Here is a 22,192-nt window from a genome sequence, read left to right on the forward strand (position 1 = left end):
GCGCCGGTCAGATCAGCCCGCCAACAGGTAACCAGGATGGACGTGCAAGAAACCACGGCAGCATGCCGGGACGCCTTCGCCGAACTGGCGTCGCCAGCGTGCATCCACGACCCGTATCCGTTCATGCGATGGTTGCGCGAGCACGATCCGGTGCATCGCGCGGCGTCGGGCCTCTTTTTGTTGAGCCGCCACGCCGACATCTACTGGGCGCTCAAGGCCACGGGCGATGCGTTTCGGGGTCCGGCGCCCGGCGAACTGGCGCGCTATTTCTCGCGTGCGGCGACCAGCCCGTCGCTCAATCTGTTGGCGTCCACGCTAGCGATGAAGGACCCACCGACGCATACGCGTCTGCGCCGGCTGATCTCGCGCGATTTCACCATGGGCCAGATCGACAACCTGCGGCCGAGCATCGCGCGCATCGTCGCAGCGCGCCTGGACGGCATAACGCCCGCGCTGGAGCGCGGGGAGCCGGTGGACCTGCATCGGGAATTCGCGCTGGCCTTGCCCATGCTGGTTTTCGCCGAACTGTTCGGCATGCCCCAAGACGACATGTTCGAGCTCGCTGCCGGCATCGGCGCCATTCTGGAAGGCCTGGGCCCACACGCCAGCGATCCCCAGCTCGCCGCGGCGGACGTGGCCAGCGCCAGGGTGCGGGCCTACTTCGGCGACCTCATACAGCGCAAGCGCACCGATCCCCGCCGCGACATCGTGTCGATGCTGGTCGGCGCACATGACGACGATGCCGACACACTGTCGGATGCGGAGTTGATCAGCATGCTGTGGGGCATGCTGCTGGGCGGTTTCGTCACCACTGCTGCGAGCATCGACCATGCGGTCCTGGCGATGCTGGCGTATCCCGAACAGCGGCACTGGCTGCAGGGAGACGCCGTGGGGGTGAAGGCATTCGTCGAAGAAGTCCTGCGCTGCGACGCGCCCGTTATGTTCAGCTCCATCCCGCGTATCGCCCAGCGCGACATCGAACTGGGCGGCGTGGTGATTCCGAAGAACGCGGACGTGCGCGTGCTGATCGCGTCCGGCAATCGCGACCCGGACGCCTTCGCCGATCCCGATCGCTTCGATCCCGCGCGGTTCTACGGCACCAGTCCAGGCATGTCGACCGACGGGAAGATCATGCTGAGCTTCGGCCACGGCATTCACTTCTGCCTCGGTGCGCAACTGGCCCGGGTGCAGTTGGCCGAGAGCCTGCCGCGGATCCAGGCCCGCTTCCCCACGCTGGCATTTGCCGGGCAGCCGACCCGGGAGCCCTCGGCGTTCCTTCGGACGTTCCGCGCGCTGCCGGTGCGGCTGCATGCGCAGGGGAGCTGAGATGCGCGTCATGGTCGACCAGGATCTGTGCGGAACCAGCGGGCAGTGCGTGCTGACGCTGCCGGGCACCTTTCGCCAGCGCGAACCGGACGGCGTGGCCGAAGTGTGCGTGGCGACGGTCCCGCATGCGCTGCACGCCGCCGTGCGGCTCGCGGCCAGCCAGTGCCCGGTCGCCGCCATTCGGGTCATCGAAAGCGACGCTGGCGATGGCGAGCCCGCCAGCGCCGACCCTGCGCCTTCTCCAGCGGAGGCCGAGCGGCATGCCGCGAAAGACCAGCACAATCTAGGATGACACGATGGGACGGTTTGAAGGCAAAGTGGCCGTGGTGACCGGCGCCGGCGCCGGCATCGGCAAGGCATGCGCCCTCGCCATCGCGCGCGAGGGCGGCAGAGTGGTGGTGGCCGACATTGATGGCTCGGCGGCTATCGCCTGCACCGCGCAGATCGCGGCCGAAGCGGGCCACGCGCTCGCCCTGGCGATCGACATCGCCGATGCGCAGGCGGTGGCAGCGCTGTTCGAGACGGCGGAGCGGCACTTCGGCGGGGTCGACCTGCTGGTGAACAACGCGAGCGCGATGCATCTGACCCCGCGCGACCGCGCGATCCTCGAGCTGGAGCTAGCGGTCTGGGATCAGACCATGGCGACCAATCTGCGTGGCACGTTGCTCTGCTGCCGGCAGGCCATCCCCCGGATGATCGCCCGCGGCGGTGGCGCGATCGTCAACATGTCGTCGTGCCAGGGGCTCAGTGGTGATACCGCACTGACATCCTACGCCGCGTCGAAGGCGGCGATGAACATGCTGTCGTCCTCACTTGCCACCCAGTACGGTCATGCGCAGATCCGCTGCAATGCGGTTGCGCCGGGTCTCATCATGACCGAGCGACTCCTCGCCAAGCTGGACGCGTGCATGCAAACCCATCTGCGCCGTCACCAGCTCCTGCCGCGCATCGGCCGCCCCGAGGACGTGGCCGCGCTGGTGGCGTTCCTGCTCTCCGACGATGCTGCGTTCATCACTGGCCAGGTCGTGTGCATCGACGGCGGCATGCTGGCGCATGTGCCGACATACGCCGACGGTGGCAACAGCCGCGCCGCGCGGCCTGCCGGCGAGACCGCAGAAGCGGACGCGGCGCCGCGCTGCTGATGGACATGCTGCTCAACCCGCTGAACCGTCGGCATCGGCTGCGGCACGACATCCCGGTCGTGCCCGGCGCTTTTCCCTTGGTCGGGCATCTTCCCGCCGTCGTCTGCGACCTGCCGCGCCTGCTGCGGCGTGCGGAACGGACGCTGGGCAGCCACTTCTGGCTAGATTTCGGCCCTGCCGGACACCTGATGACCAGTCTGGATCCGGATGCTCTCGCACTGCTCCGGCACAAGGACGTGTCCTCGGCGCTGATCGAAGACATCGCGCCCGAATTGTTTGGCGGAACGTTGGTCGCCCAGGACGGCATCGCGCACCGGCAGGCGCGCGATGCGATCCAGGCGGCGCTTCTGCCCAAGGGGCTGACCCTGGCCGGCATCGGCGAGCTGTTCGCGCCCGTCATCCGGGCGCGCGTGCAGAGGTGGCGGGAACGGGGCGACGTCACCATCCTGCGCGAAACCGGCGATCTAATGCTCAAGCTCATCTTCAGTCTCATGGGAATCCCCGCGCAGGACCTGCCGGGATGGCATCGCAAGTACCGGCAACTGCTGCAGTTGATCGTCGCGCCCCCGGTCGACCTGCCCGGACTGCCCTTGCGGCGGGGCCGCGCCGCCCGCGACTGGATCGATGCGCGGTTGCGCGAGTTCGTCCGCGCCGCGCGCGAACATGCCTCGCGCACCGGGTTGATCAACGACATGGTGAGCGCCTTCGATCGCAGCGACGATGCGCTTTCCGATGACGTCCTGGTCGCCAATATTCGCTTGCTGCTGCTTGGTGGTCACGACACCACCGCCTCGACGATGGCCTGGATGGTGATCGAGCTAGCGCGGCAGCCTGGGCTGTGGGACGCCCTGGTCGAGGAGGCGCAACGCGTAGGCGCGGTGCCGACTCGGCACGCGGACCTGGCGCAGTGTCCGGTCGCCGAGGCGCTGTTCCGCGAGACGCTGCGCGTGCATCCGGCGACGCCGCTCCTAGTGCGTCGCGCACTGCGTGAATTGCGACTCGGCCAACAGCGCATTCCTACGGGCACCGATCTGTGCATCCCGCTGCTGCATTTCTCGACCTCGGCGCTGCTGCACGAGGCGCCTGATCAGTTTCGGCTGGCGCGGTGGCTTCAACGCACCGAGCCGATCCGGCCGGTGGACATGCTGCAGTTCGGTACCGGCCCACACTTCTGCATGGGCTACCACCTGGTATGGCTGGAACTGGTGCAGTTCTGTATCGCCTTGGCGCTGACCATGCACGAGGCCGGGGTGCGGCCGCGGTTGCTGAGCGGCGTCGAAAAAGGCCGGCGCTATTACCCGACCGCACATCCGTCCATGACTATCCGCATCGGATTCTCATGAGCTGGCATCGCATGCCCCGTGTGGTGAGGCAGCGGCGCCGGCGACGCGCGGCATTGCTGCACTCGGCGCGCGCGCTCGGTGCGAGGCCGGCAACACCGCGGCGGCTCGCCGCTCGCCGTGGCCGTCTCCTGGCAGGTACAAGGACATGAACAACATGCAGACTGGTTCCACGCCACACGACGACCGAGCTGGCGTTTCCGCGAACGGCATATTGGGCGCGCAGGCGCGCGGCGCATCCGGCAGGCTGCTGCCCGAGATCTGGATGCAGGACGGCGCAAAGCGGGTCGAAGAGGCGCTGGCGCGTCTTCTCTGCGCCGAAGACGACGGTGAGACCGAGCTGATGGCGGCGATGCGCTACGCCACCTTGCATGGCGGCAAGCGCACCCGCGCCTTGCTCTGTTTGGCTGCCGGCGCACTGGCCGACACGCCGGCGCACATGCTCGATGACGTCGGTGCCGCCATCGAGATGATGCACGCCTGTACGTTGGTCCACGACGATCTGCCCGCGATGGACGACGACGTGCTTCGCCGCGGCCTTCCGACCGTGCACGTCAAGTTCGGCGAAGCCACCGCGATCCTGGTCGGCGATGCGCTGCAGGCGCACGCCTTCCTGACCCTGGCGAGCCTGAATGCGCCGGGCGACACCCCTATCGCGCTCGTGCGCGAACTGGCGCAGGCGGTGTCCGCCGAGGGGGCCGCAGGCGGGCAGGCCATAGATCTGTCGCTGGTTGGAAAGCACGTCGAGCTGGACAGGATCGTGGCGATGCACCGGATGAAGAGCGGAGCGCTAGTGCGCGCGTCCGTTCGCATGGGCGCGCTATGCGCTGTCGGCGTGAATGCCGCGCACGCTGCACTTTACTGTGCGCTGGATCACTACAGCGCCTGTTTCGGCCTGGCGTTACAGGTGATCGACGACATTCTCGACGTGACAGCGGATACCGCGGCGCTGGGCAAGACCCCCGGCAAGGACGCGGCGGCGCAGAAGCCGACCTGCGCGTCGATCATGGGACTGCAGGAAGCACGCCAGTTCGCGCTGGATCTGTTGCGCGATGCCGGCGAGGCCATCGCGCCGCTGGGGCCGCGTGCGGAACGGTTGGCGCAACTCATACAGTGGGCCAACGCGTATCTGTTCAAACACGCGCCACGCGCATGAGCGCGCCCGTCCGCATCGAGTCGCCCCTGTGCCGCTGCGATCGGCCGGCGGCAGAGTGCATCCTGCACTGTGTCCGAGTCCGCGGCGCCGATCGCAGCGGTTGCCCGCCGCGGCGCACGTTTCTGCAAACGGAACATCCCGCGTGAACGCGCTGTCCGAACATATCCTTTCCGAATTGCGCCGCCTGCTGAGCGAAATGAGCGATGGCGGCAGCGTCGGTCCGTCCGTCTACGACACGGCGCAGGCGCTGCGCTTCCACGGCAACGTCACCGGTCGGCAGGACGCATACGCGTGGCTCATCGCGCAGCAACAGGCCGACGGCGGATGGGGAAGCGCGGACTTCCCGCTGTTCCGCCATGCGCCCACGTGGGCGGCGTTACTGGCATTGCAGCGTGCCGATCCTCTTCCCGGAGCTGCGGACGCAGTCCAGACTGCAACGAGGTTCCTCCAGCGCCAGCCCGATCCCTACGCACATGCGGTGCCAGAAGACGCGCCGATCGGCGCGGAGCTGATCCTGCCGCAGTTTTGCGGTGAGGCCGCATCCTTGCTGGGTGGCGTAGCGTTTCCGCGCCATCCTGCGCTGTTGCCATTGCGGCAAGCGTGCCTGGTCAAGCTGGGGGCGGTGGCGATGTTGCCGAGCGGCCATCCGTTGCTACACTCCTGGGAAGCCTGGGGGACGTCGCCGACCACCGCATGCCCGGATGACGACGGCAGCATCGGCATCAGTCCGGCGGCCACCGCCGCGTGGCGTGCCCAGGCCGTGACACGGGGGAGCACGCCGCAGGTCGGGCGCGCCGATGCGTATCTGCAGATGGCATCGCGGGCGACGCGCAGCGGCATCGAAGGTGTCTTTCCCAACGTCTGGCCGATCAATGTGTTCGAGCCATGCTGGTCGCTGTACACCCTGCATCTGGCCGGGCTTTTCGCGCATCCCGCGCTCGCGGAGGCGGTTCGCGTGATCGTCGCGCAGCTCGACGCCCGTCTGGGCGTGCACGGTCTGGGCCCGGCCTTGCACTTCGCGGCTGATGCGGACGACACCGCCGTTGCGTTGTGCGTCCTGCACCTTGCAGGCCGTGACCCGGCGGTCGATGCGTTGCGCCATTTCGAAATCGGCGAGCTGTTCGTCACCTTCCCCGGCGAACGCAATGCCTCGGTGTCGACCAACATTCATGCCCTGCATGCGTTGCGACTGTTGGGAAAGCCCGCCGCGGGCGCCAGCGCGTACGTCGAGGCCAATCGCAACCCGCACGGTCTATGGGACAACGAAAAATGGCACGTTTCGTGGCTGTATCCCACCGCGCATGCGGTCGCTGCGCTGGCGCAAGGCAAGCCCCAGTGGCGAGATGAGCGCGCGCTGGCGGCGCTGCTGCAGGCGCAGCGCGACGACGGTGGCTGGGGCGCGGGTCGCGGGTCCACGTTCGAGGAAACCGCCTATGCGCTGTTTGCGTTGCACGTGATGGATGGGAGCGAAGAGGCGACAGGGCGCCGGCGCATCGCGCAGGTGGTGGCGCGTGCGCTGGAGTGGATGCTCGCCCGCCATGCGGCGCATGGATTGCCGCAGACGCCGCTGTGGATCGGCAAGGAACTGTATTGCCCCACTCGGGTCGTGCGCGTGGCCGAACTCGCCGGGTTGTGGCTGGCGCTTCGTTGGGGGCGGCGCGTCCTGGCCGAGGGGGCAGGAGCGGCGCCATGATCCAGACTGAACGCGCGGTGCAGCAGGTGCTGGAGTGGGGACGTTCCCTGACCGGATTCGCCGACGAGCATGCCGTGGAAGCGGTCAGGGGCGGCCAGTACATCCTGCAGCGCATCCACCCGAGCCTGCGCGGCACCAGCGCCCGCACCGGTCGCGATCCGCAGGACGAAACGCTGATAGTGACGTTCTATCGCGAACTGGCGCTGCTGTTCTGGCTCGACGATTGCAACGACCTTGGCCTGATCTCGCCGGAACAGCTCGCCGCGGTGGAGCAAGCGCTGGGGCAGGGCGTGCCGTGCGCGCTCCCCGGATTCGAGGGTTGCGCTGTGCTGCGCGCTTCGCTGGCCACGCTCGCCTACGATCGTCGCGATTATGCTCAGCTTCTCGACGATACCCGGTGCTACTCCGCGGCGCTGCGCGCCGGACACGCGCAGGCGGTAGCGGCGGAACGCTGGTCCTACGCTGAGTACCTGCACAACGGCATCGATTCGATCGCCTACGCGAACGTGTTCTGTTGCCTGTCCTTGCTGTGGGGGCTGGATATGGCGACCTTGCGCGCGCGTCCGGCGTTTCGCCAGGTCCTGCGGCTCATCTCCGCGATAGGGCGTCTGCAGAACGATCTGCATGGATGCGACAAGGACAGGTCGGCCGGCGAGGCCGACAACGCGGTGATCTTGCTGCTGCAGCGCTATCCAGCTATGCCTGTGGTGGAGTTCCTCAACGACGAGCTGGCCGGCCATACGCGCATGCTGCACCGGGTGATGGCGGAAGAACGCTTTCCCGCGCCGTGGGGACCATTGATCGAGGCCATGGCGGCCATCCGCGTGCAGTACTACCGGACCTCGACCAGCCGCTACCGCAGCGACGCTGTGAGGGGAGGCCAGCGCGCGCCGGCCTGAACGCGCAGGAGGCGGCGGCGTGCGCGCGCTGCCGTCGGCCCGATCCGACGCAACGCCGCCGCCCGATGGAGCGAGCATGAGCGACACCGCCCTGAGACTGCACGTCCACGACCAGTTCGCCAACGGCCGGCGCTTCCGCATTCTCAACATCGTCGACGACGTCACTAAGGAATACCTGGGCGCCATTCCGGAGACGTCAATCCGGGGCGGCGGGTGGCCCGCGAACTGAAGGAAATCGTTGAGCGACGCGGCAAGCCAGGAATGATCGCGTCCGACCATGGCACCGAGTTCACCTGCAACGCCATGCTGGCCTGGAGCAAGGACACGGTCATCGACTGGCACTTCATCGCGCCGGGAAAGCCGATGCAGAACGGCTTCATCGAGAGATTCATGTATAGACGGCCGCGCGGATGCAAGGGATTTCAGCAGCAATTTGGATATCGGTCGGGTGCGTTCATGTATACGGCCTATCATTGCGACCGATAGCATGGCCGCTCGCCCTGATGGAGATCGCGGATCGAGGCCTCATCAACGGGTCGCGCTTGTTGCGCTTAAAACTCTTCTGTCAATCGGCCCTTTAATTGCGGATTATTGTCAACTCTCTTTTTTTGAAGCCATTCGGCAAGACGGTAGCGCTCGACCTCCCCGTCGGCCCGATTCGGCGCGCGCCAATTGTGCACACAATCGGCGAGAAATGGGGGAGCGTGCTACGACCTGTTCACAGCCCTTTCTGTCGCGGGCCATGTCGCGCCGAGCAGCCGGGAGTTGTTGGCAATCGCTGGAATTATCGGGTAATTTTGCGCAACAGGCGCAACACGATGTCGACGAACAAATGCGGACTAAGTTATTGAAATAATTGGTGATCCCAGCAGAACAAGCACATCAGCCGGTATCAATGGCTTAGATTGGCAAACCGCCCGTTCGGGCAAGATTGATCCGCAAGCGCTTTTTCGCGCACTGGCAATCAAAAGCCGCCGGATGGTGGGCCAAAAATGCGAAGGGCCGCCTCGGCTAAGGCAGCCCCAGATCGCAATCAAAAGTCCAGTAGCCTCGAATTTAGCACCCAGTCTCCCGAGCCGCAATCCGGAACCGCCATGCAAGCTGCCTTCGCCGCTGCCCTGGCGCGGAAGATGGTGCGGCCGTGAGTGCAATTCTCGACAAGGACCGGACCCGGCGAAAGCTCCATCTGTTAACGCGCGCAAATGGCGATCTACGCATTACCGATCAAGACTTCCGGGTGCTTTGGTATATCGCCGATGCGATCGATCACGAGACCGATCTAGCCCGCCGCAAGCAGGCCACCATCGCTAAAGATCTTGGGAAGAAGGGCGTCCGCGGCGTGCAGTTGAGCCTCGGACGGTTAGCCGAGTTCGGCTACCTCAAGTTCGAGGTCAAGGAAGGCGGGACCTACGTCAATGCCTATCGCCTTCTTCTCGAAGAGGCGAATGTGGGTTCGCCTTCTTCTGACCAGAAGGCGAACAATGGTGAGCCTTTGGATGACCAGAAGGCGAACGTCGGTGCGCTTTCTGCCGGTGCAGTCCCCAAAAAGGCGAACGAGCGTGACGAAAAAGGCGAACCGTCATTCGTACATGATCCCTTATCTGTCCCTGAAGTAGCTGCAGCCGCGCGCGATGACTACGAATTCTATGCGGCGGGGGCGATGCATTGCACTAACTAACCCCCATGCGGCTCGTAGTACGCCCGCATCGCCTTCAGATGCTCTGCCTGCTGGCGGGAGTAGTGCCGGATCGAACGAAGCTCACCGACCATCTGACCGAATGCGAATAGGATGACAGCTGGGATCGAGAAGCACACCGCAGCCAGGAATACTCCCAAGTGGAATAGTAGGTCTGAACCTATGGTCGGTGGTGCTGGAGTGCGAAGCGCGCCAACAAAGACGAGCCACACGACAAACAAATAGACCCCCGAAACAACCTTCAAAAATGTAGCCACCGGTGCCCCCCTTGGCGGCGATCATTCAATCGCAACCAAAGCGCGAGCGCAAGCCGTAGCGCACTAGATCTCGCTTTCCGCAGCAACGGACTTGCGATATGACGGGCGATGCCGCGGAACACAAACCGTACCCTGCCGAATTCGGCAGATCTCTGTTGGTTGCCAAAGACGAGCTATTTGCTGGTCGCCGGATAGTCGTTGCCCTGTCAGCAGGGCCTCGCCTCAGTGGCCGGAAAGGGGTCATCCTTGGACCGGGAGCGACTGCCACCCAAGTCAAGGTGCTCCTAGACGGTGCCAAGGGCTATGTGACCCTGCATGTACCTCGATCTTCTGGAGGATCGTCCCAGGTAGCGCACCGAGGCCGTCGGCTGCCCGCGTTCTGCGCGATTAAGCTGTCTGATGGGCTTTCATGTACGGTCCGAAAAGGCGTGGAGCTTCTTCGTAGAACTTGGTTATCGCCATGAACTCGTCTCCGCGCTTTTTGACCCATGTCGGACGCTCCGGATCGATGAGATTTTGCATCATCGAGTTGGCGAGGTTTAGGTTGATTAGATGCAGACGGATCTTTTCCAGGTATTTCTGAACGTCCTCGCCGAAGAAATAGGGCACGCGATCGATCGCTCGTCCGTACCGAAAGAATAGCTCGTCAGGAGCGGTGCCGCTACGGCATGCCTCACCGACTATCCCTCTAATCTCCTCGAAAATGGCGAGCCGCTTATCAAAGAGATCAAGCACTATCTTTTCGTTCGATGTTTTCCAATTTCGTTCTGCGATATCCGCTTGAACCTTGGCGACCGCGATTTGGCTCTGACCAAGCCGGTAGGCAATCCAGCCAGCAGTAATTGCAGCGAAGACCGTTGCGGCCGGGCCGGCGAAGTCTTTGAAGCGTGCAGGATCGCCCACCAGTAGGCCTACTATCAACCAGAAGGCAGTAGCCACTAGTGCCCCGAGCGCGACTTCAGAGACGCCTTTATGCTTCATCGTCGTGCTCAAGATAGCCCTCGATAAGGCGATCCAGGTCAATCTTTCTAATCGACGCCGCGATCAATCGGTCCACCTTCATATCTATTGGGGCTTTCCACAGAACTCTCAGATAATTGATTAGAGCTCCCCCAACTCCTGCGGTCTGAAGGTTAGGACGGGTCGAAGCAAATGCGCGAACATTGTCTGCGAGCTGGACGTTTGTCATTTTGCTCTTCGAAATGCAATTGATAATGCGTGCCTGCCTTGGCATCTTGCTCGTCAGAGGCAACGCTAATCAGCGCGTCGTAGAAACCGGCCATGTAGGCAGCGCGGATCTGCGCAGGTAACGACTCCCATCGGAAGTAAGTGAAGTAAACGGCATTCGCAGGCGCGGTGATCACAAGCGGAGCCGCTACCAATATGATTCTAATCAAATCTGCCTCGTGATGCCGTGGATTAACAACTGATCGCCGTTGCGTCGCCCCGACTCGGGCGAAGATCATCCGCCCAGCAGACGTGCGCCTCAGTTTTCGCGGGGGTGGATCGGATAGTTGGGTCAAGCTCCGGTGCAGCACTCGTTCACAAACTCTGAGGCTAGCCCACCGTTACGGCATCCGCAGCAAGCAGGTCATCGATCAGCTCGGCAAAGCCCTCTCGTACAAGAAAGCGCCGGCTAAATGCCAGGCGCTGATGGTAGGGAATTAGATATCGATCGAAGCGGTCAGATTGAAGTTGGCGTGCCTCGCGCGCCAGCTCGTCCGTTTCAGGTAGGCCTTGTTCCTTGATTGCGACCAGGAGGTCCTTAAGGTCGGCCGCAGATGTTTTTTCGACAAAGACGGCAAAGTTTTCGATCGAAGCCTTTGCGCCCTCTCGACGTAAAGCCAGCACCATTGTCTGAGCGAGGCGTGCACCTGACCAAGGAAATACAATGACGTCCTGACCGTATTGCAGAAAGCGGTGCCTATCGAGATGGTAGTCGCGGTAGGCTTTGCGCCCTTCCTTGATCATAGCTGCTGTTGCCTCATTCACATCGAGGCCTTTCGAGGAATGACCGTCGTAGATCGATTTCATACGCGCAGCAACCAAGCCGCTTGGCGCTTGGGCTGTACCGCCATAACGGGGCGCGCCAGCAGATGAGGCTTTGGTGACCGTCAACCTGCGGCCGGAATCGTTCACGTTCAGAACGCGCCAGCGCCCGCCAGATTCGACGCGACCATAAAGATTTCTGCACCAGGCTTTTCCAGCACCGAGAACTGGGCGATGGTTTGCAGAGGCGCAACGCTGATCATGCATGGACCAGAAAGCGAATTTGCGGCTAAGGCCGCGTCTTAACAGGGCGACGTCATGATCCCCACACCCTATAATTTTGAGCCAGCCCTCACGGATGCTGAGTACGCCAAGCTCGGCGTCCTGGCTTTGCGCTGGTCCCACATCGAGCACATCCTGGGAAATTGCCTGAAAGTCATTCTTCGCCTCACCGATGATGAAGCAGTAATAGTCGTTTTCACCCTGAGTGCAGACCAGCGGGCGGAAAAGATTCACCAGCTGTCGAAGCTTTCCGAATTACCGGCCCCAGCGCAGAAGGCTTTCGATGAACTAAGGCCAATACTAAAAGGCATCCACTACGTCAGAAATAACGTCGTTCACTCTATCGCTGGGGAGTATGAAGGCGACGACTTCGTCTTTCACCTTCGCTCGAAAAAGCGATCTCTGACCAAAGCCCAGGTATTCAGCACTGAAGAACTAACGAATTATGCCGCACACCTCGTCATCGCCTTCCGCTATGGCTTGGGTTTCAAGGATGGCGCCCCACCGACTGAGTATGCGTGTCCCACGCGCCCTGAGATGCCCGAGTTCCTTCGCTCGATTATCCATTTCAAGCCGTAGACCATTAGCAAGCTAACTCCTTTCAATTACCCATAGTTGTTGCCTCGATTGCGGCTCCAAGTTCGATGTCGTTCAGCCGCGAGAGTCCGCGCCAGATCACGGTACTTCCTGGAGGCGGATCGTTGGCTCGGGCCAAGTATCCTCCGAGCCGCGCGATCTTGACGACATAGTACGAGAGCGTGCTTCGTCGAGAGCAATTACCACCCCGGTCTTTCACCAAATGATCAAGAAGCTTGATTTCGGGATCCGTCAGCGCCGTTTGCGGTATGGCATTCGGCGAGGAGCGATTGAGCATCGTCATCCAGAACACGCGCCAACTCACAATGCAGAAGACCGCGATCAGATTGACCAGACGCTCAGCAGTTCGCAATTTTGAGTCCTCTGCTTTGCAGCCCGATTTGAGGATCTTATGGAAGACTTCGATCTTCCACCTCAACGCGTACCATTCGATCTTCTCGATGGCGTCCGTGCGCGATTGGACCGGGAGATCGGTGAGGAGCTTCCACTCGATTTTCTTTCGCCGCTTCGGCCTTCCCCGCTCTTGAGCATGGATCACGGTCAGAGTGAGTGCGGGATATTTCGTCTGTTTGCCGATCGGCGGCAGGACGCGTATCTTGCGATACCTGATCTCAAGAACGGCGTCGTCGGGATCGCCTTTGTCGTCCTTGACCTTGATCCGATGCAGACCCTTGATCGTAACCTCGTCCATTTCGTCGGCAATTGTATGATTGCCGTCCCCGGCAAGCCGATCAACACAGGTTCGCACCAGGAAATGCGTTCCAACCTCCTCGGCCAGGCAAAACAGCTCATAGATGTCGCTCTCGCGATCACCAATATGAACGCATCGTCCAGGGGCAGCAAGAAGGTCGGTCGATTGCCGTAAATTCTCGAGCCAGCGGATGCTCTCCTTCTGCTCGATCGGCACCCGTGTGTCGGATTGATCCTTCGCTTCAGCGCCGTCGTCCCCTTGAACTTCTTGCGGGTCCAGAACTTGATTGCCGACAGTCCTAGCGGAAGCCCCTCGGTCGTCACGGCGAGACTCGAATGCATCAGGATGCCGCACTGCGTGCGTCCTGCCGTCTTGCCCGTAAAGCCGATCAGATCCGGCTTCTCGCGCTTGAGGCTGAATTCCGTCGTGTCATGGAGGACGAGGATCGGTCCCTCCCTCGCCGCTACGCGCTCGCGCGTCGCCTCGAAATGACCGCCAAGAATATCCGCCTCGTCGACCCGCTCGTTGGAGAAGAATCGATAGGCGGCCTTCGTGTTGGCCCAATCCTGACAAACCAACGGGATGCTTTGACCCATGTCGCTCCCGATTTGTGCGAGCAATTTGCAGAACCGGCGACCAAGCCGCTCATCCTTAAACTCGCATCCCGCAACTTCCCGATCAACCCACGTCTCGATACCGGTCGTCAATCGCTGAGCACGCGCCACCGCGCGTTCCTTCACCAAGCCCATCGAGCACCCCGCACTTCCGAATCAGGTGCTCAACAACGAATCACAACAGATTCTACTGATTCAAGATTTCGACCGCGGCGCCCCGCTCAAATCCGACGTCAAGTGTGGGTAATTGAAAGATCTCTTTGCCGCTTACAATGCGCGCGCGGCCGAGCCGAGAATCTGATCAAGCTGCATATGACGCAGCTCGCCTCCGACCGCACCAGCTGCCGTTCGGCGCTCGCCAACCAGGTCCGTCTCGCGCTCCATACGGCCGCTTATTGGCTGATGCTGACCGTGCGCGAGGCGATTCCCAAAGTCCGGGAATTGGCCGCTGCCGAGTTCGCGACGCTGCGTCTTCGTCTCTTGAAAATCGCTGCCCGTGTGGTCGAGACCACGAGCCGCATTCGCCTTGCGTTTGCCGCGGCATGTCCCGAGCCGACCTGATCCGCCGTTTGCCAGGCGCGCTGCTGCCGCTCGGTCCTTGACCGGCGGGGCGTCCGCCCCCCGTTCACCCACCCCATCCCTCAAGCGCGTTGCAAAGTACGGGTCGTCAGGCGGTGAAAAGCCGAAGGCAATCCTGTGCGCCTCGCCAGACAAGATGTGCGGCCGCATCAATCGGGCCCAAAAGCCGCCCTCTGACGAATAGGCCGGGCTAGCAGTTGACGGTGCTCAGACCGTGTAGCGGCACACGGTATATGCATGTATATGCATGTATATGCATGTATATGTAAAGAAATGCGACAGATGCGTTAATAGAATTGCAGAATCCTACATGTCGAACGCGATGCTCAAATCCAGCTGCGCCTCCCCGAATTTACCGCCCCCCAACGCCTTTCCCGAAGACCCCGGGTCGCTGGCTGCCAAAGAGGTCGCGCGACTGAGCATTCTTGACGGCATGCGGGGAATTGCTGCCATCTGTGTCGCCGTTTTACATTTTTATGAACCCTTTCAGTTCGGTCCTCAGAACCGGATTCCTCACGGTTATCTCGCTGTAGATTTTTTCTTTTGCTTGTCAGGGTATGTAATGGCATTTGCCTACGACCCTTCTCGCGTAGAATTGTCACCCACAGAACTTATTAAAAGGCGTCTGATACGACTGCATCCGCTCGTCGTAATTGGCTCCTTGTTGGGCTTCGTTGTGGTTGTAATCGGACGATTCTATGCGCCTATGGCTGCCGCGTTATTCAATTTTAGTGTCACGGAGTTTTTTATTCTCCTCACCTGCAGCGTACTTCTGTTGCCGCACTTATTTGTCCACGATCCCAGCTTTCCTATTTTTCCTTTTGTCGCTCCCGCCTGGTCATTGCTTTGCGAGTATGTGGCGAGCCTAACGTTTGCTCTTTGTCTGCGCCAACTATCGCTTCGATGGTTGCTAGCGATGCTCGCCTTCGCCGCGGTTGCAACGGCATACACGTGCTACGATTTCGGAAGCCTAAACGGCGGTTTCGACCGCAGAACCTTCTGGATTGGCTTTGTACGGGTAGGTTTTTCATTTATCGCGGGCGTTGTTGCTTGCCGTATTGGCAGGCAACCGCTGTTGCCAGGGGCAGCATATTACCTTCCGCTTATCATGCTTGCGACCTTTTTTTGGCCCTTCCTTTGGAAGCCCTACGATTTCCTGATCGTCACAATCGTATATCCGCTCCTTGTTTGGCTGGGCGCTAATGCAATCGGGAGTCCGTCGATCAACCGTTTTAGCGAGTTTATCGGAGATCTTTCATATCCGCTTTATATGACCCACTACGTTCCACTCATGCTATTGTTCGGCGGAACTTCGGCAGGTTGGGTTGCGCAGATCCATGCAGCGCTAGCGGTACCAAGCATGACTCTAGTTGCAATCGCTTTTAGCTTTCTTGTTAAGCGATATATCGACGAACCGATCCGTGCCACTTTGCGTCGCAGATCATTTGAGCACCTCAAAGGCTAATGCAGGCACTGCCGCAGGTATGCACGGATGTGCTTATCCTGTTCTGCTCTCAGAAGCGCTTTCGCCCCCTCTGGCCTTCCAGCTTCAGGGTAATTAACTAGGTATGAGATGTGGGTAATTGAAAGAGCTAACTCAGGCAGACCACATGTTTCCCATTCACAATATCTTCCCGAAAGAGATGGCGATAATCGGCCGCACCCTGCTGAATTACGGCGAGCTTGAACTCGACCTGATGAATTGCATCCAGGTCGTCCGCCAATACGACATGAACTCCATCTTGAAGGCGTTTCAGGATTCGGGGAGAGAAGAGCCGCATTCAGATCGCGGACGCTCTGGGCCGCGTACCCGAGCAGACACACATGCGACCTAGACGGGACGTCAGCGTCTCAGTCGCATTCCCGCGAGCGCTCCGCCAAAAAGTACATTCAACTGGTGCCCGTGCAAATGCAGCCTACGCAGCGATCTTGTCTTCCTTGTCTGCGCCGCGCATGACGATCCTCAGGGCGTCGTTGGGCAGCGGGCGCTGCAGCGCCTTTGCCTCATCCCAGGGAGTGTGCATCCAGATGTCGCGCTCCTCCTCGGTGGTCAGGATCACGGGCATTGCTTTCGGATGGATCGGCTCGACGACCGCATTGGGTGACGTCGTCAGGAAGCCGTAGACAAGGTGGGGCCGGGGATCGGCTTCGACTTGGTGCCGCGGTCGCCTCTGAACTCGGTCCAGATGCCGCCGAAGCAGAACAGCGGCCGGCTCTCCTCGAGCGCGAACCAAACCACATCTTTCTTCTTCGTCTCGGGATTTGGCGGTACTGTCCAGAATCTTTCGCACTTTTGATCAGGCGACGGCTCCGGTTTCAGAGAGTTGTGGCTGATAGAGCGGTCGCATGTTCATGTAGCATTTGGTCGACCACGCCGTTCCGGCAATGTGCCGCAGCCGGGCCGCCGCCAAATTGAGACAGGATTGACCGTCGGGGAAGGCGCCGACGACACGGGTTCGTCGCCGGATCTCCTTCATGATGCGCTCGAGCGGATTGTTCGTTCGAATCTTCCGCCAATGGATGTCAGGAAAGGCATAGTAGGCGAGCGTCTCGTGAACCGCCTGCTCGACGAGATCAGCAGCTTTGGCCATACGGCTTGCCCGCAGATCCGCGATGACGGTCCTGGCTTTCTCGTCGGCCGCGGCGCGGCTCTCCTGGGCATGAATGGCCTTGAGCATGTGGCTCACCTCGTGGACCCGGGTCGACGGCACGTGGCTGAAGACATTGCGATAAAAATGCACCATGCAGCGTTGATAGCGGGCCTCCGGCAGATAATCCGCAACGCTTTCGACAAGACCTCGGCACGCATCGGAAACCACCAACTGCACGCCCCTGAGACCGCGATCGACGAGATGCCGCAGAAACGAGGACCAGCCGGATTTGTCCTCCTTGGCGCCCTCACAGATGCCGAGGATCTCCCGGAACCCCTCAGCATTGACCGCCGAGGCCACTAGCAGCGACACGTTGCGAACCTCACCAGCCCAGCTGCGCTTCATCACGATGCCGTCGAGGTAGAGATACGGATGCTCGCCTTCGATCCTGCGATTCCGCCGCGCCTCGATCTTGGTATAGATCTTCTTGTTCAGGTTCGACACTGTGCTCGGGCTGACCCGGGTGCCCCACAGCGCCTCCGTGATGTCTTCGACCCGCCGAACCGAAATCCCGGCCAGATACATCTTGATCAGCGCCTCCTCGACCGAGCTCTCCCGCCTCCAGTAGCGCTCGATAATCGCCGTCTCGAAGGTTTGCCGACGTAGCTTCGGAACCTTCAGATTGACGTCGCCCGCCTTGGTCTGCAGCGTTCGCTCGTAGCTGCCTGCCCGCGTGTCCTGCCGGGCCGGGCTGCGCTCATAACGCCCAGCACCGCACAGCTGGTCCGCTTCGGCCTCCAGCATGGCGTTCAGTGTCTCTTCCACCGTCCCGCGGACCATCTCGCCCAGGTGATCTCGAATCCGGGCCTCATCAATTTGGATCACCTGACCCATGGCATTCCCATCGTTCATTCAAAGCTCCTTCATTCTAGAGGAAGCCGTCAATCCTGAAAGTGCGAAAGACTCTGTACGTTACCGAATGCAAAGCAGTTTTGAGATGGCGTGCAATCTTTTGACAAACATTTACGGGGCAATGCAATGAGTTCGAAAAACATCAGAATTTCATCGACATCGGTGACCAGACAGGAATGGCGTGCTGTCGACGCAGTCGTTAACACCAAGGGCAGAGATGCAACATCGTTTCATGCCGAACCGAGTGCCGCAGTAGTTACCGAACGCAGATTAGCAAGTCTGGGGCCTTCACAAAAATTACCGTCTCAATCGAGCCGGCCAATGTGTCGACGCGACAAGCGATCCGCCGGCTGAATGATGAACTGGAGGGGCGAGTCTCACCTTCGGATACGTTCGCATCCAAAACTGCATCCTGATCCGCGCTCATGCTTGGCCCATGCACTTTGCATATGAGACAACGGCGTTCTCGAGCACGGAGTTGATGCAAGGGGACGTTCTGCGAAGGACGCTAGAGCTGGATGCTCTACTGGAGGCAGTTCATCCTCATTTTTTCCACCATCCGAAGAACTTATTCTTCATCGTGCTAACGCAAAGTTGCGACCTAGTACCTCGCGGGCCAGCGGGCGGATGCAAGGCACCGTACATTGCCATTGCACCGGTGCGCAGTCTCGAATTGGTCGTAGAACGACAGGTCGGTCAATTCCAGGCTCCTGCTGTGAAATCCGATCTCCCTATCGTTGGACTTCGGGCGAGAAATAAGATCTCGGAGTTTATGGGCCGGCTTTTGAATTACAACGAGCCTGGCTATTTCTTTCTGGATTCCGAGGGCACAGATCTCAGGTAGACTGCATAGCGTTTCTCAAACTTTCCATCGCTGTGAAGGCCGATCTCCACCTAGCAACCTGCGTTGCGGCGAAGATCTTGCAATTGACAGACACGTTTCAGGCAAAACTTGGTTGGCTAGGGTCTGTACCTAAATAGCGCCACGTGATTCTCTTGCCTACGTGTTGATTCGGGGGCGAGAGAATGCGCGCTGGTTTGTTTTGGCTGAACGACAGGCAATGGGCGCGTATCGAACCGCATCTGCCGAGGGGACTGACGGGGCCGGATCGGGACGACGACCGACGCATCGTCAGCGGCATCATTCACATGCTGCAATCGGGTGCACGATGGCGTGATTGTCCACGTGAATACGGCCCTTACACGACGATCTACAATCGCTTCAATCGCTGGGCCAAGCGAGGACGATGGTGCGCAATCTTCGAAGCGCTGGCCAAGCCTGGCGAAGACGGCGTCGTACTGTCGCTCGACTCGACCTCGATTAAAGCTCACCGGTGTGCCTCCGGCGGAAAAGGGGGGAGCACAATCAAGCAATCGGCCGCTCGCGCGGAGGCCGCACGACAAAAATCCATGCGCTGAGCGATCCGCTCTGCCGGCCGGTCGTCCTGCATCTGACTCCAGGCCAGGATGCCGATATCGCTGCGGCTCCCGATGTCCTGGCGCTCGCGCCACCCATGAGCGTGCTCCTCGCCAAGGGTATGATGGCGACAAGCTTCGCGGCGCAATCATTCGTCGTGGCGCCAAGCCCGTAATCCCCAATAAATCTAACCGTGTCGTCATCCATCGCTTCAACAAACGCGCCTACAAAGGACGAAATGTCATCGAACGCTGCTTTTGCAGGCTCAAGGACTTCCGGCGCATCGCCACGCGATATGACAAGCTCGCCCGTAATTTTTTGGCCGCTGTTCATCTCGCCGCTCTCGTCGCATATTGGCTCAATTGAGTCTGGACCCTAGTTGGCCAAATGTATTCGCCCGTCGGAACGCAGGATATGGATGCTGACAAAGCGACAAAAAATTGCGGACTCTCAGAAGAGCGTTGCTCTGTGGTTCGATGACTCAAAAATCAAAGCGGTTGAATCAAGGTTCGCCGAACTCCGTCAGTTGGATCCCAATAAGAGTATGTCAGAGGCTGAAATTGCGGCGATGATCCGCGCCGTCCCATCCGTCCGAAAAGAGGTGATGACCCGAGCGACGGAAATCATCAAAGATACGCTTGGCGAGAACCAACAGGGAGCGGCTCGACGCTTAAGTTCAAGATTAGCGAGCGACGCTGCGCTAAAGAAGCTTTTGCGGTAGATGTCACATGTCGCGGTGACGTGACAGTCGAGCGAGCAACCAGTAGCTGGATTTCGCCGCGCAGGGCATGATCACGATCACGGATTGGTCACCTCACGCTTCGTTCGGCTCCTAGGACGCAAAGCGTCTGTGGACCCATCACGACTACTGACTTCGTAAAGTCACATAGGCGACCGACCTAGAATACTGAACCTTGTGCGCTGGTGCTGATGGCGATGACATCGCCACGGCGGCAGATCTTCGCGACGGCGGCGATGTCGCCGTCCGAAGCTCCACCCTGAAAGAGTATTTGCGCAGAAGATCGACAATAGGCCGACGGCTCAGGAGCGGCTTTGGGCGCGGCCGGAGCAGGCGCCTGACCATAAGCCGAACCCACGAGGGCCATGCAAAGCGCCGCAGGCCAATGTCTCAGCATGATCTCCGTACCTACTTCTTCGTGCCGTAGGGGCTTTGGTTCGTCGGAGCCAGTGAGATTCCTTCCTCAGATGCTTTGTTGTAGATCGCGTTTTCGGTTCGGCCCAACTTCAGGCCGATCACTCGCGTCGGTGTGTTGCCCTTCACAAGTTGTTTGAGTTGGCTCACTTCGCCTGACGTCGACTGCTTGCCGCTATTCCGGGTCGACTTCGCCATTGCGCTTCCTCTTATTGGTGGGTGCCGTAACGGTTCCCGGTGTTTGAATTCACATAGGTCCCGCCGCGGTGCAACGATCCCGAGCCGCCTGAAAAGCTGCCGCCGTGGCTTGAGGTGTGGTGTCCGCCGCCATAGCTGACACGGCCCCCGTGACCTCCTCCGCGAGCATCGGCCGGTCCAATTATTCCGATTGCCAAAAAAAGCCCGGCAACGAGCGTTGCTGCCCTCATATTGTTCCCCCTCAAAAACGTCTCTTGTAAATTCGCTCCTCTATCCAACTGCAACCGATGCGGGAGCGCAAGCCGTAGTGCACCGATGACACTTTCTCCACTGGTGTGTGGATGTGAGACTTTGGACCTAGGGAAAAATACGGGTAAGGGGCGACCTTAAAGGTGCAGACCGATGATAAACCGGATGGCAAAGAAGGCGCGCCCCCGGCGACCACGGCAGTGGCGCTAATCGCGAACACTACTCTCCAACCCTCGTCCATTGTGCCTCGCGATAAAACGACCCCCGCGGGGGCAACGCGGAGGCCGCTGTTGGGGCGCTCCAAGGCAGGGGGTCCTGAAGCGATACGGCAACGTGCACGCGGTCGGAGGGGTTCCTATGAAGGGCAGATCCTCAAAACGCGGTGGATTTCCGCATCAGCTTCAGGAATATCTCGATGAGGTCTCACTGCGAGGAGCGAACATCTCCGCCGCCGAGTTGGGCCACCACCCAATCCGCAAAAGCTCGTACCGACGATCTTTGTCGGCTTGCGCGCGGGTAGATCAAGCGGTGACCGACGTAGCGGATATCGTTGGCGCGTCCTGCCAGTGGAGCGACCAGGCGCCCGCTCGCCAGTTCTCGTTCGGCCAGAAGCGTTGATTCCAAGGCCACGCCCAATCCCTCCGCAGCCGTTGCAATCGCAAGAAAGCTCCGGTCGAATCTCATCCCGTGAAGCGCAGGTGCTTCCAACCCATTCGCGGTGAACCATTGATGCCACTGCACCCGCTTCACATCGGAGCGGATGAGCGTCTGATCGAGGAGATCGGCAGGCTTCCTGATCGATTTTGCGAGCGAGGGCGAGCAGAGCGGCGTGACCGTCTCCTCCGGCAGAGGGACAATTTCGACACCTTCCGCGCGCGGCGGACCGTAGACGATGTCGATATCGAAATCATCGTTGCTGAAGCGCGCATAGTCCGTGCTTGCAGCCAGTCGAACCTCGAGCTTCGGGTAAGCCGCGAGAAACTGTGCGAGCCTTGGCGCCAGCCATTGCGCAGCAAAGCTGGGCGCGGAATGGACGCGCACCAATTGTGGTCCGCGCGCGGCAACTTCCTCGAGGCCACGGCGGAGCTGATCGAATGCCGCTCCCGTGTGGCGCATCAGGTTCTCGCCGGCCGGCGTGAGCCGCACGGACCGCGCGCTGCGCTCGAACAGAACGGTCCGAAGCGTGCCCTCCAGCTTGCGGATGGCATGACTGACGGCACTCGGTGTCAGGTGAAGCTCATTCGCCGCATCGCGAAACGATCCGGTGCGGGCAGCCGCTTCAAAGGCACGAATTGCCGATATGGGGATATTCGACAGCATGCCATAAGTGAACCAGATTCATCGATCCGTGACAACTGCGCGCTTGTCCGCTCGCCGTCGGCTGGTCATTCCTAAGCGCCAAGGAAGAACA

18 protein-coding genes and 5 pseudogenes are annotated in these 22,192 nt (G+C 60.7%); 15 read left to right on the top strand and 8 right to left on the bottom strand.

Annotated features, from left to right (window positions below; all coding sequences use genetic code 11):
• Positions 1–36: 36 nt before the first annotated feature.
• From ACE10W_RS07225 to ACE10W_RS07265, 9 genes and pseudogenes are all read left to right on the top strand, one after another.
• Complete coding sequence (locus ACE10W_RS07225) at positions 37–1,326, top strand: cytochrome P450 (RefSeq protein ID WP_018647444.1); 1,290 nt, start codon at positions 37–39, stop codon at positions 1,324–1,326.
• Between the two features lies 1 nt (position 1,327).
• Positions 1,328–1,618 carry a ferredoxin gene (locus tag ACE10W_RS07230; protein WP_018647445.1) on the top strand — a complete coding sequence of 97 codons (291 nt, stop codon included), beginning with the start codon at positions 1,328–1,330 and terminating at the stop codon, positions 1,616–1,618.
• Positions 1,619–1,622: 4 nt separating this feature from the next.
• Positions 1,623–2,468: an SDR family oxidoreductase gene (locus ACE10W_RS07235; RefSeq protein WP_018647446.1), complete on the top strand. Its 846-nt coding sequence runs from the start codon at positions 1,623–1,625 to the stop codon at positions 2,466–2,468.
• Complete coding sequence (locus tag ACE10W_RS07240) at positions 2,468–3,811, top strand: cytochrome P450 (protein ID WP_018647447.1); 1,344 nt, start codon at positions 2,468–2,470, stop codon at positions 3,809–3,811. Before ACE10W_RS07235 ends, ACE10W_RS07240 begins: the two co-directional genes overlap by 1 nt.
• Positions 3,812–3,965: 154 nt before the next feature.
• A complete protein-coding gene (locus tag ACE10W_RS07245) occupies positions 3,966–4,964 on the top strand; it encodes a polyprenyl synthetase family protein (RefSeq protein ID WP_026312706.1) in 999 nt (332 codons plus the stop codon).
• 142 nt (positions 4,965–5,106) lie between these two features.
• The gene (locus tag ACE10W_RS07250) at positions 5,107–6,657 is read left to right on the top strand and encodes a hypothetical protein (RefSeq protein ID WP_026312707.1); all 1,551 of its coding nucleotides are present in this window, start codon (positions 5,107–5,109) and stop codon (positions 6,655–6,657) included.
• Complete coding sequence (locus tag ACE10W_RS07255) at positions 6,654–7,556, top strand: hypothetical protein (RefSeq protein ID WP_011084944.1); 903 nt, start codon at positions 6,654–6,656, stop codon at positions 7,554–7,556. Before ACE10W_RS07250 ends, ACE10W_RS07255 begins: the two co-directional genes overlap by 4 nt.
• Positions 7,557–7,659: 103 nt before the next feature.
• Positions 7,660–7,946: pseudogene (locus ACE10W_RS07260) on the top strand (DDE-type integrase/transposase/recombinase); the annotation flags it as partial.
• A gap of 751 nt (positions 7,947–8,697) precedes the next feature.
• A complete protein-coding gene (locus ACE10W_RS07265; RefSeq protein ID WP_018647449.1) occupies positions 8,698–9,234 on the top strand; it encodes a helix-turn-helix domain-containing protein in 537 nt (178 codons plus the stop codon).
• A 662-nt stretch (positions 9,235–9,896) separates the two neighbouring features.
• Here the strand turns inward: ACE10W_RS07265 and ACE10W_RS07270 are convergent.
• Both ACE10W_RS07270 and ACE10W_RS07275 read right to left on the bottom strand, forming a co-directional pair.
• Complete coding sequence (locus ACE10W_RS07270) at positions 9,897–10,502, bottom strand: hypothetical protein (protein ID WP_131234258.1); 606 nt, start codon at positions 10,500–10,502, stop codon at positions 9,897–9,899.
• Between the two features lie 564 nt (positions 10,503–11,066).
• On the bottom strand, positions 11,067–11,648 hold the full coding sequence (locus ACE10W_RS07275; RefSeq protein WP_131234259.1) for a hypothetical protein: 582 nt from the start codon (positions 11,646–11,648) through the stop codon (positions 11,067–11,069).
• A gap of 168 nt (positions 11,649–11,816) precedes the next feature.
• On the opposite strand from ACE10W_RS07275, the gene ACE10W_RS07280 reads away from it, so the two are divergent.
• A complete protein-coding gene (locus ACE10W_RS07280; protein ID WP_018647455.1) occupies positions 11,817–12,359 on the top strand; it encodes a hypothetical protein in 543 nt (180 codons plus the stop codon).
• Between the two features lie 22 nt (positions 12,360–12,381).
• Here ACE10W_RS07280 and ACE10W_RS07285 read toward each other — a convergent pair whose 3' ends face one another.
• The gene (locus tag ACE10W_RS07285; protein WP_224516920.1) at positions 12,382–13,422 is read right to left on the bottom strand and encodes an IS4 family transposase; all 1,041 of its coding nucleotides are present in this window, start codon (positions 13,420–13,422) and stop codon (positions 12,382–12,384) included.
• Between the two features lie 221 nt (positions 13,423–13,643).
• Positions 13,644–13,817 (bottom strand): annotated as a pseudogene (locus ACE10W_RS07290) (transposase DNA-binding-containing protein); the annotation flags it as partial.
• 132 nt (positions 13,818–13,949) lie between these two features.
• Between ACE10W_RS07290 and ACE10W_RS07295 the strand changes: the two are divergent.
• The 3 genes and pseudogenes from ACE10W_RS07295 to ACE10W_RS07305 all read left to right on the top strand — a co-directional run.
• Positions 13,950–14,284: pseudogene (locus ACE10W_RS07295) on the top strand (transposase); the annotation flags it as partial.
• A 287-nt stretch (positions 14,285–14,571) separates the two neighbouring features.
• The gene (locus tag ACE10W_RS07300; RefSeq protein ID WP_231088510.1) at positions 14,572–15,726 is read left to right on the top strand and encodes an acyltransferase; all 1,155 of its coding nucleotides are present in this window, start codon (positions 14,572–14,574) and stop codon (positions 15,724–15,726) included.
• 145 nt (positions 15,727–15,871) lie between these two features.
• Entirely contained in the window at positions 15,872–16,096 is a 225-nt protein-coding gene (locus ACE10W_RS07305; protein ID WP_018647460.1) for a hypothetical protein, read from the top strand.
• 81 nt (positions 16,097–16,177) lie between these two features.
• Here the strand turns inward: ACE10W_RS07305 and ACE10W_RS07310 are convergent.
• Positions 16,178–16,527 (bottom strand): annotated as a pseudogene (locus ACE10W_RS07310) (SOS response-associated peptidase family protein); the annotation flags it as partial.
• Positions 16,528–16,558: 31 nt separating this feature from the next.
• Positions 16,559–17,746 carry an IS256 family transposase gene (locus ACE10W_RS07315; RefSeq protein ID WP_375762758.1) on the bottom strand — a complete coding sequence of 396 codons (1,188 nt, stop codon included), beginning with the start codon at positions 17,744–17,746 and terminating at the stop codon, positions 16,559–16,561.
• Between the two features lie 1,022 nt (positions 17,747–18,768).
• On the opposite strand from ACE10W_RS07315, the pseudogene ACE10W_RS07320 reads away from it, so the two are divergent.
• Together ACE10W_RS07320 and ACE10W_RS07325 are read left to right on the top strand one after the other, a co-directional pair.
• A pseudogene (locus tag ACE10W_RS07320) lies at positions 18,769–19,547 on the top strand (IS5-like element ISBj2 family transposase).
• Positions 19,548–19,599: 52 nt separating this feature from the next.
• Positions 19,600–19,902 (top strand): hypothetical protein, encoded by a 303-nt coding sequence (locus tag ACE10W_RS07325; protein ID WP_014497718.1) that lies wholly within the window; start codon positions 19,600–19,602, stop codon positions 19,900–19,902.
• Positions 19,903–20,328: 426 nt separating this feature from the next.
• Here the strand turns inward: ACE10W_RS07325 and ACE10W_RS07330 are convergent, their stop codons facing one another.
• Positions 20,329–20,532, bottom strand: coding sequence for a hypothetical protein (locus ACE10W_RS07330; protein ID WP_014497717.1), 204 nt, complete (start codon positions 20,530–20,532; stop codon positions 20,329–20,331).
• 672 nt (positions 20,533–21,204) lie between these two features.
• Complete coding sequence (locus tag ACE10W_RS07335) at positions 21,205–22,101, bottom strand: LysR substrate-binding domain-containing protein (protein WP_304550877.1); 897 nt, start codon at positions 22,099–22,101, stop codon at positions 21,205–21,207.
• Positions 22,102–22,192 lie beyond the last annotated feature (91 nt).

Origin of the sequence: Bradyrhizobium sp. B025 (assembly GCF_042257955.1) — a bacterium.
Taxonomy (GTDB): domain Bacteria; phylum Pseudomonadota; class Alphaproteobacteria; order Rhizobiales; family Xanthobacteraceae; genus Bradyrhizobium; species Bradyrhizobium diazoefficiens.

What these genes read in the sequence shown, in the direction of transcription:
- ACE10W_RS07225 (WP_018647444.1), top strand. Translation starts at nt 37, where the DNA reads ATGGACGTGCAAGAAACCACGGCAGCATGCCGGGACGCCTTCGCCGAA.
- ACE10W_RS07230 (WP_018647445.1), top strand. Translation starts at nt 1,328, where the DNA reads ATGCGCGTCATGGTCGACCAGGATCTGTGCGGAACCAGCGGGCAGTGC.
- ACE10W_RS07235 (WP_018647446.1), top strand. Translation starts at nt 1,623, where the DNA reads ATGGGACGGTTTGAAGGCAAAGTGGCCGTGGTGACCGGCGCCGGCGCC.
- ACE10W_RS07240 (WP_018647447.1), top strand. Translation starts at nt 2,468, where the DNA reads ATGGACATGCTGCTCAACCCGCTGAACCGTCGGCATCGGCTGCGGCAC.
- ACE10W_RS07245 (WP_026312706.1), top strand. Translation starts at nt 3,966, where the DNA reads ATGCAGACTGGTTCCACGCCACACGACGACCGAGCTGGCGTTTCCGCG.
- ACE10W_RS07255 (WP_011084944.1), top strand. Translation starts at nt 6,654, where the DNA reads ATGATCCAGACTGAACGCGCGGTGCAGCAGGTGCTGGAGTGGGGACGT.
- ACE10W_RS07280 (WP_018647455.1), top strand. Translation starts at nt 11,817, where the DNA reads ATGATCCCCACACCCTATAATTTTGAGCCAGCCCTCACGGATGCTGAG.
- ACE10W_RS07300 (WP_231088510.1), top strand. Translation starts at nt 14,572, where the DNA reads ATGTCGAACGCGATGCTCAAATCCAGCTGCGCCTCCCCGAATTTACCG.
- ACE10W_RS07305 (WP_018647460.1), top strand. Translation starts at nt 15,872, where the DNA reads ATGTTTCCCATTCACAATATCTTCCCGAAAGAGATGGCGATAATCGGC.
- ACE10W_RS07315 (WP_375762758.1), bottom strand. Translation starts at nt 17,746, where the DNA reads ATGGGTCAGGTGATCCAAATTGATGAGGCCCGGATTCGAGATCACCTG.
- ACE10W_RS07325 (WP_014497718.1), top strand. Translation starts at nt 19,600, where the DNA reads ATGCTGACAAAGCGACAAAAAATTGCGGACTCTCAGAAGAGCGTTGCT.
- ACE10W_RS07330 (WP_014497717.1), bottom strand. Translation starts at nt 20,532, where the DNA reads ATGGCGAAGTCGACCCGGAATAGCGGCAAGCAGTCGACGTCAGGCGAA.
- ACE10W_RS07335 (WP_304550877.1), bottom strand. Translation starts at nt 22,101, where the DNA reads ATGCTGTCGAATATCCCCATATCGGCAATTCGTGCCTTTGAAGCGGCT.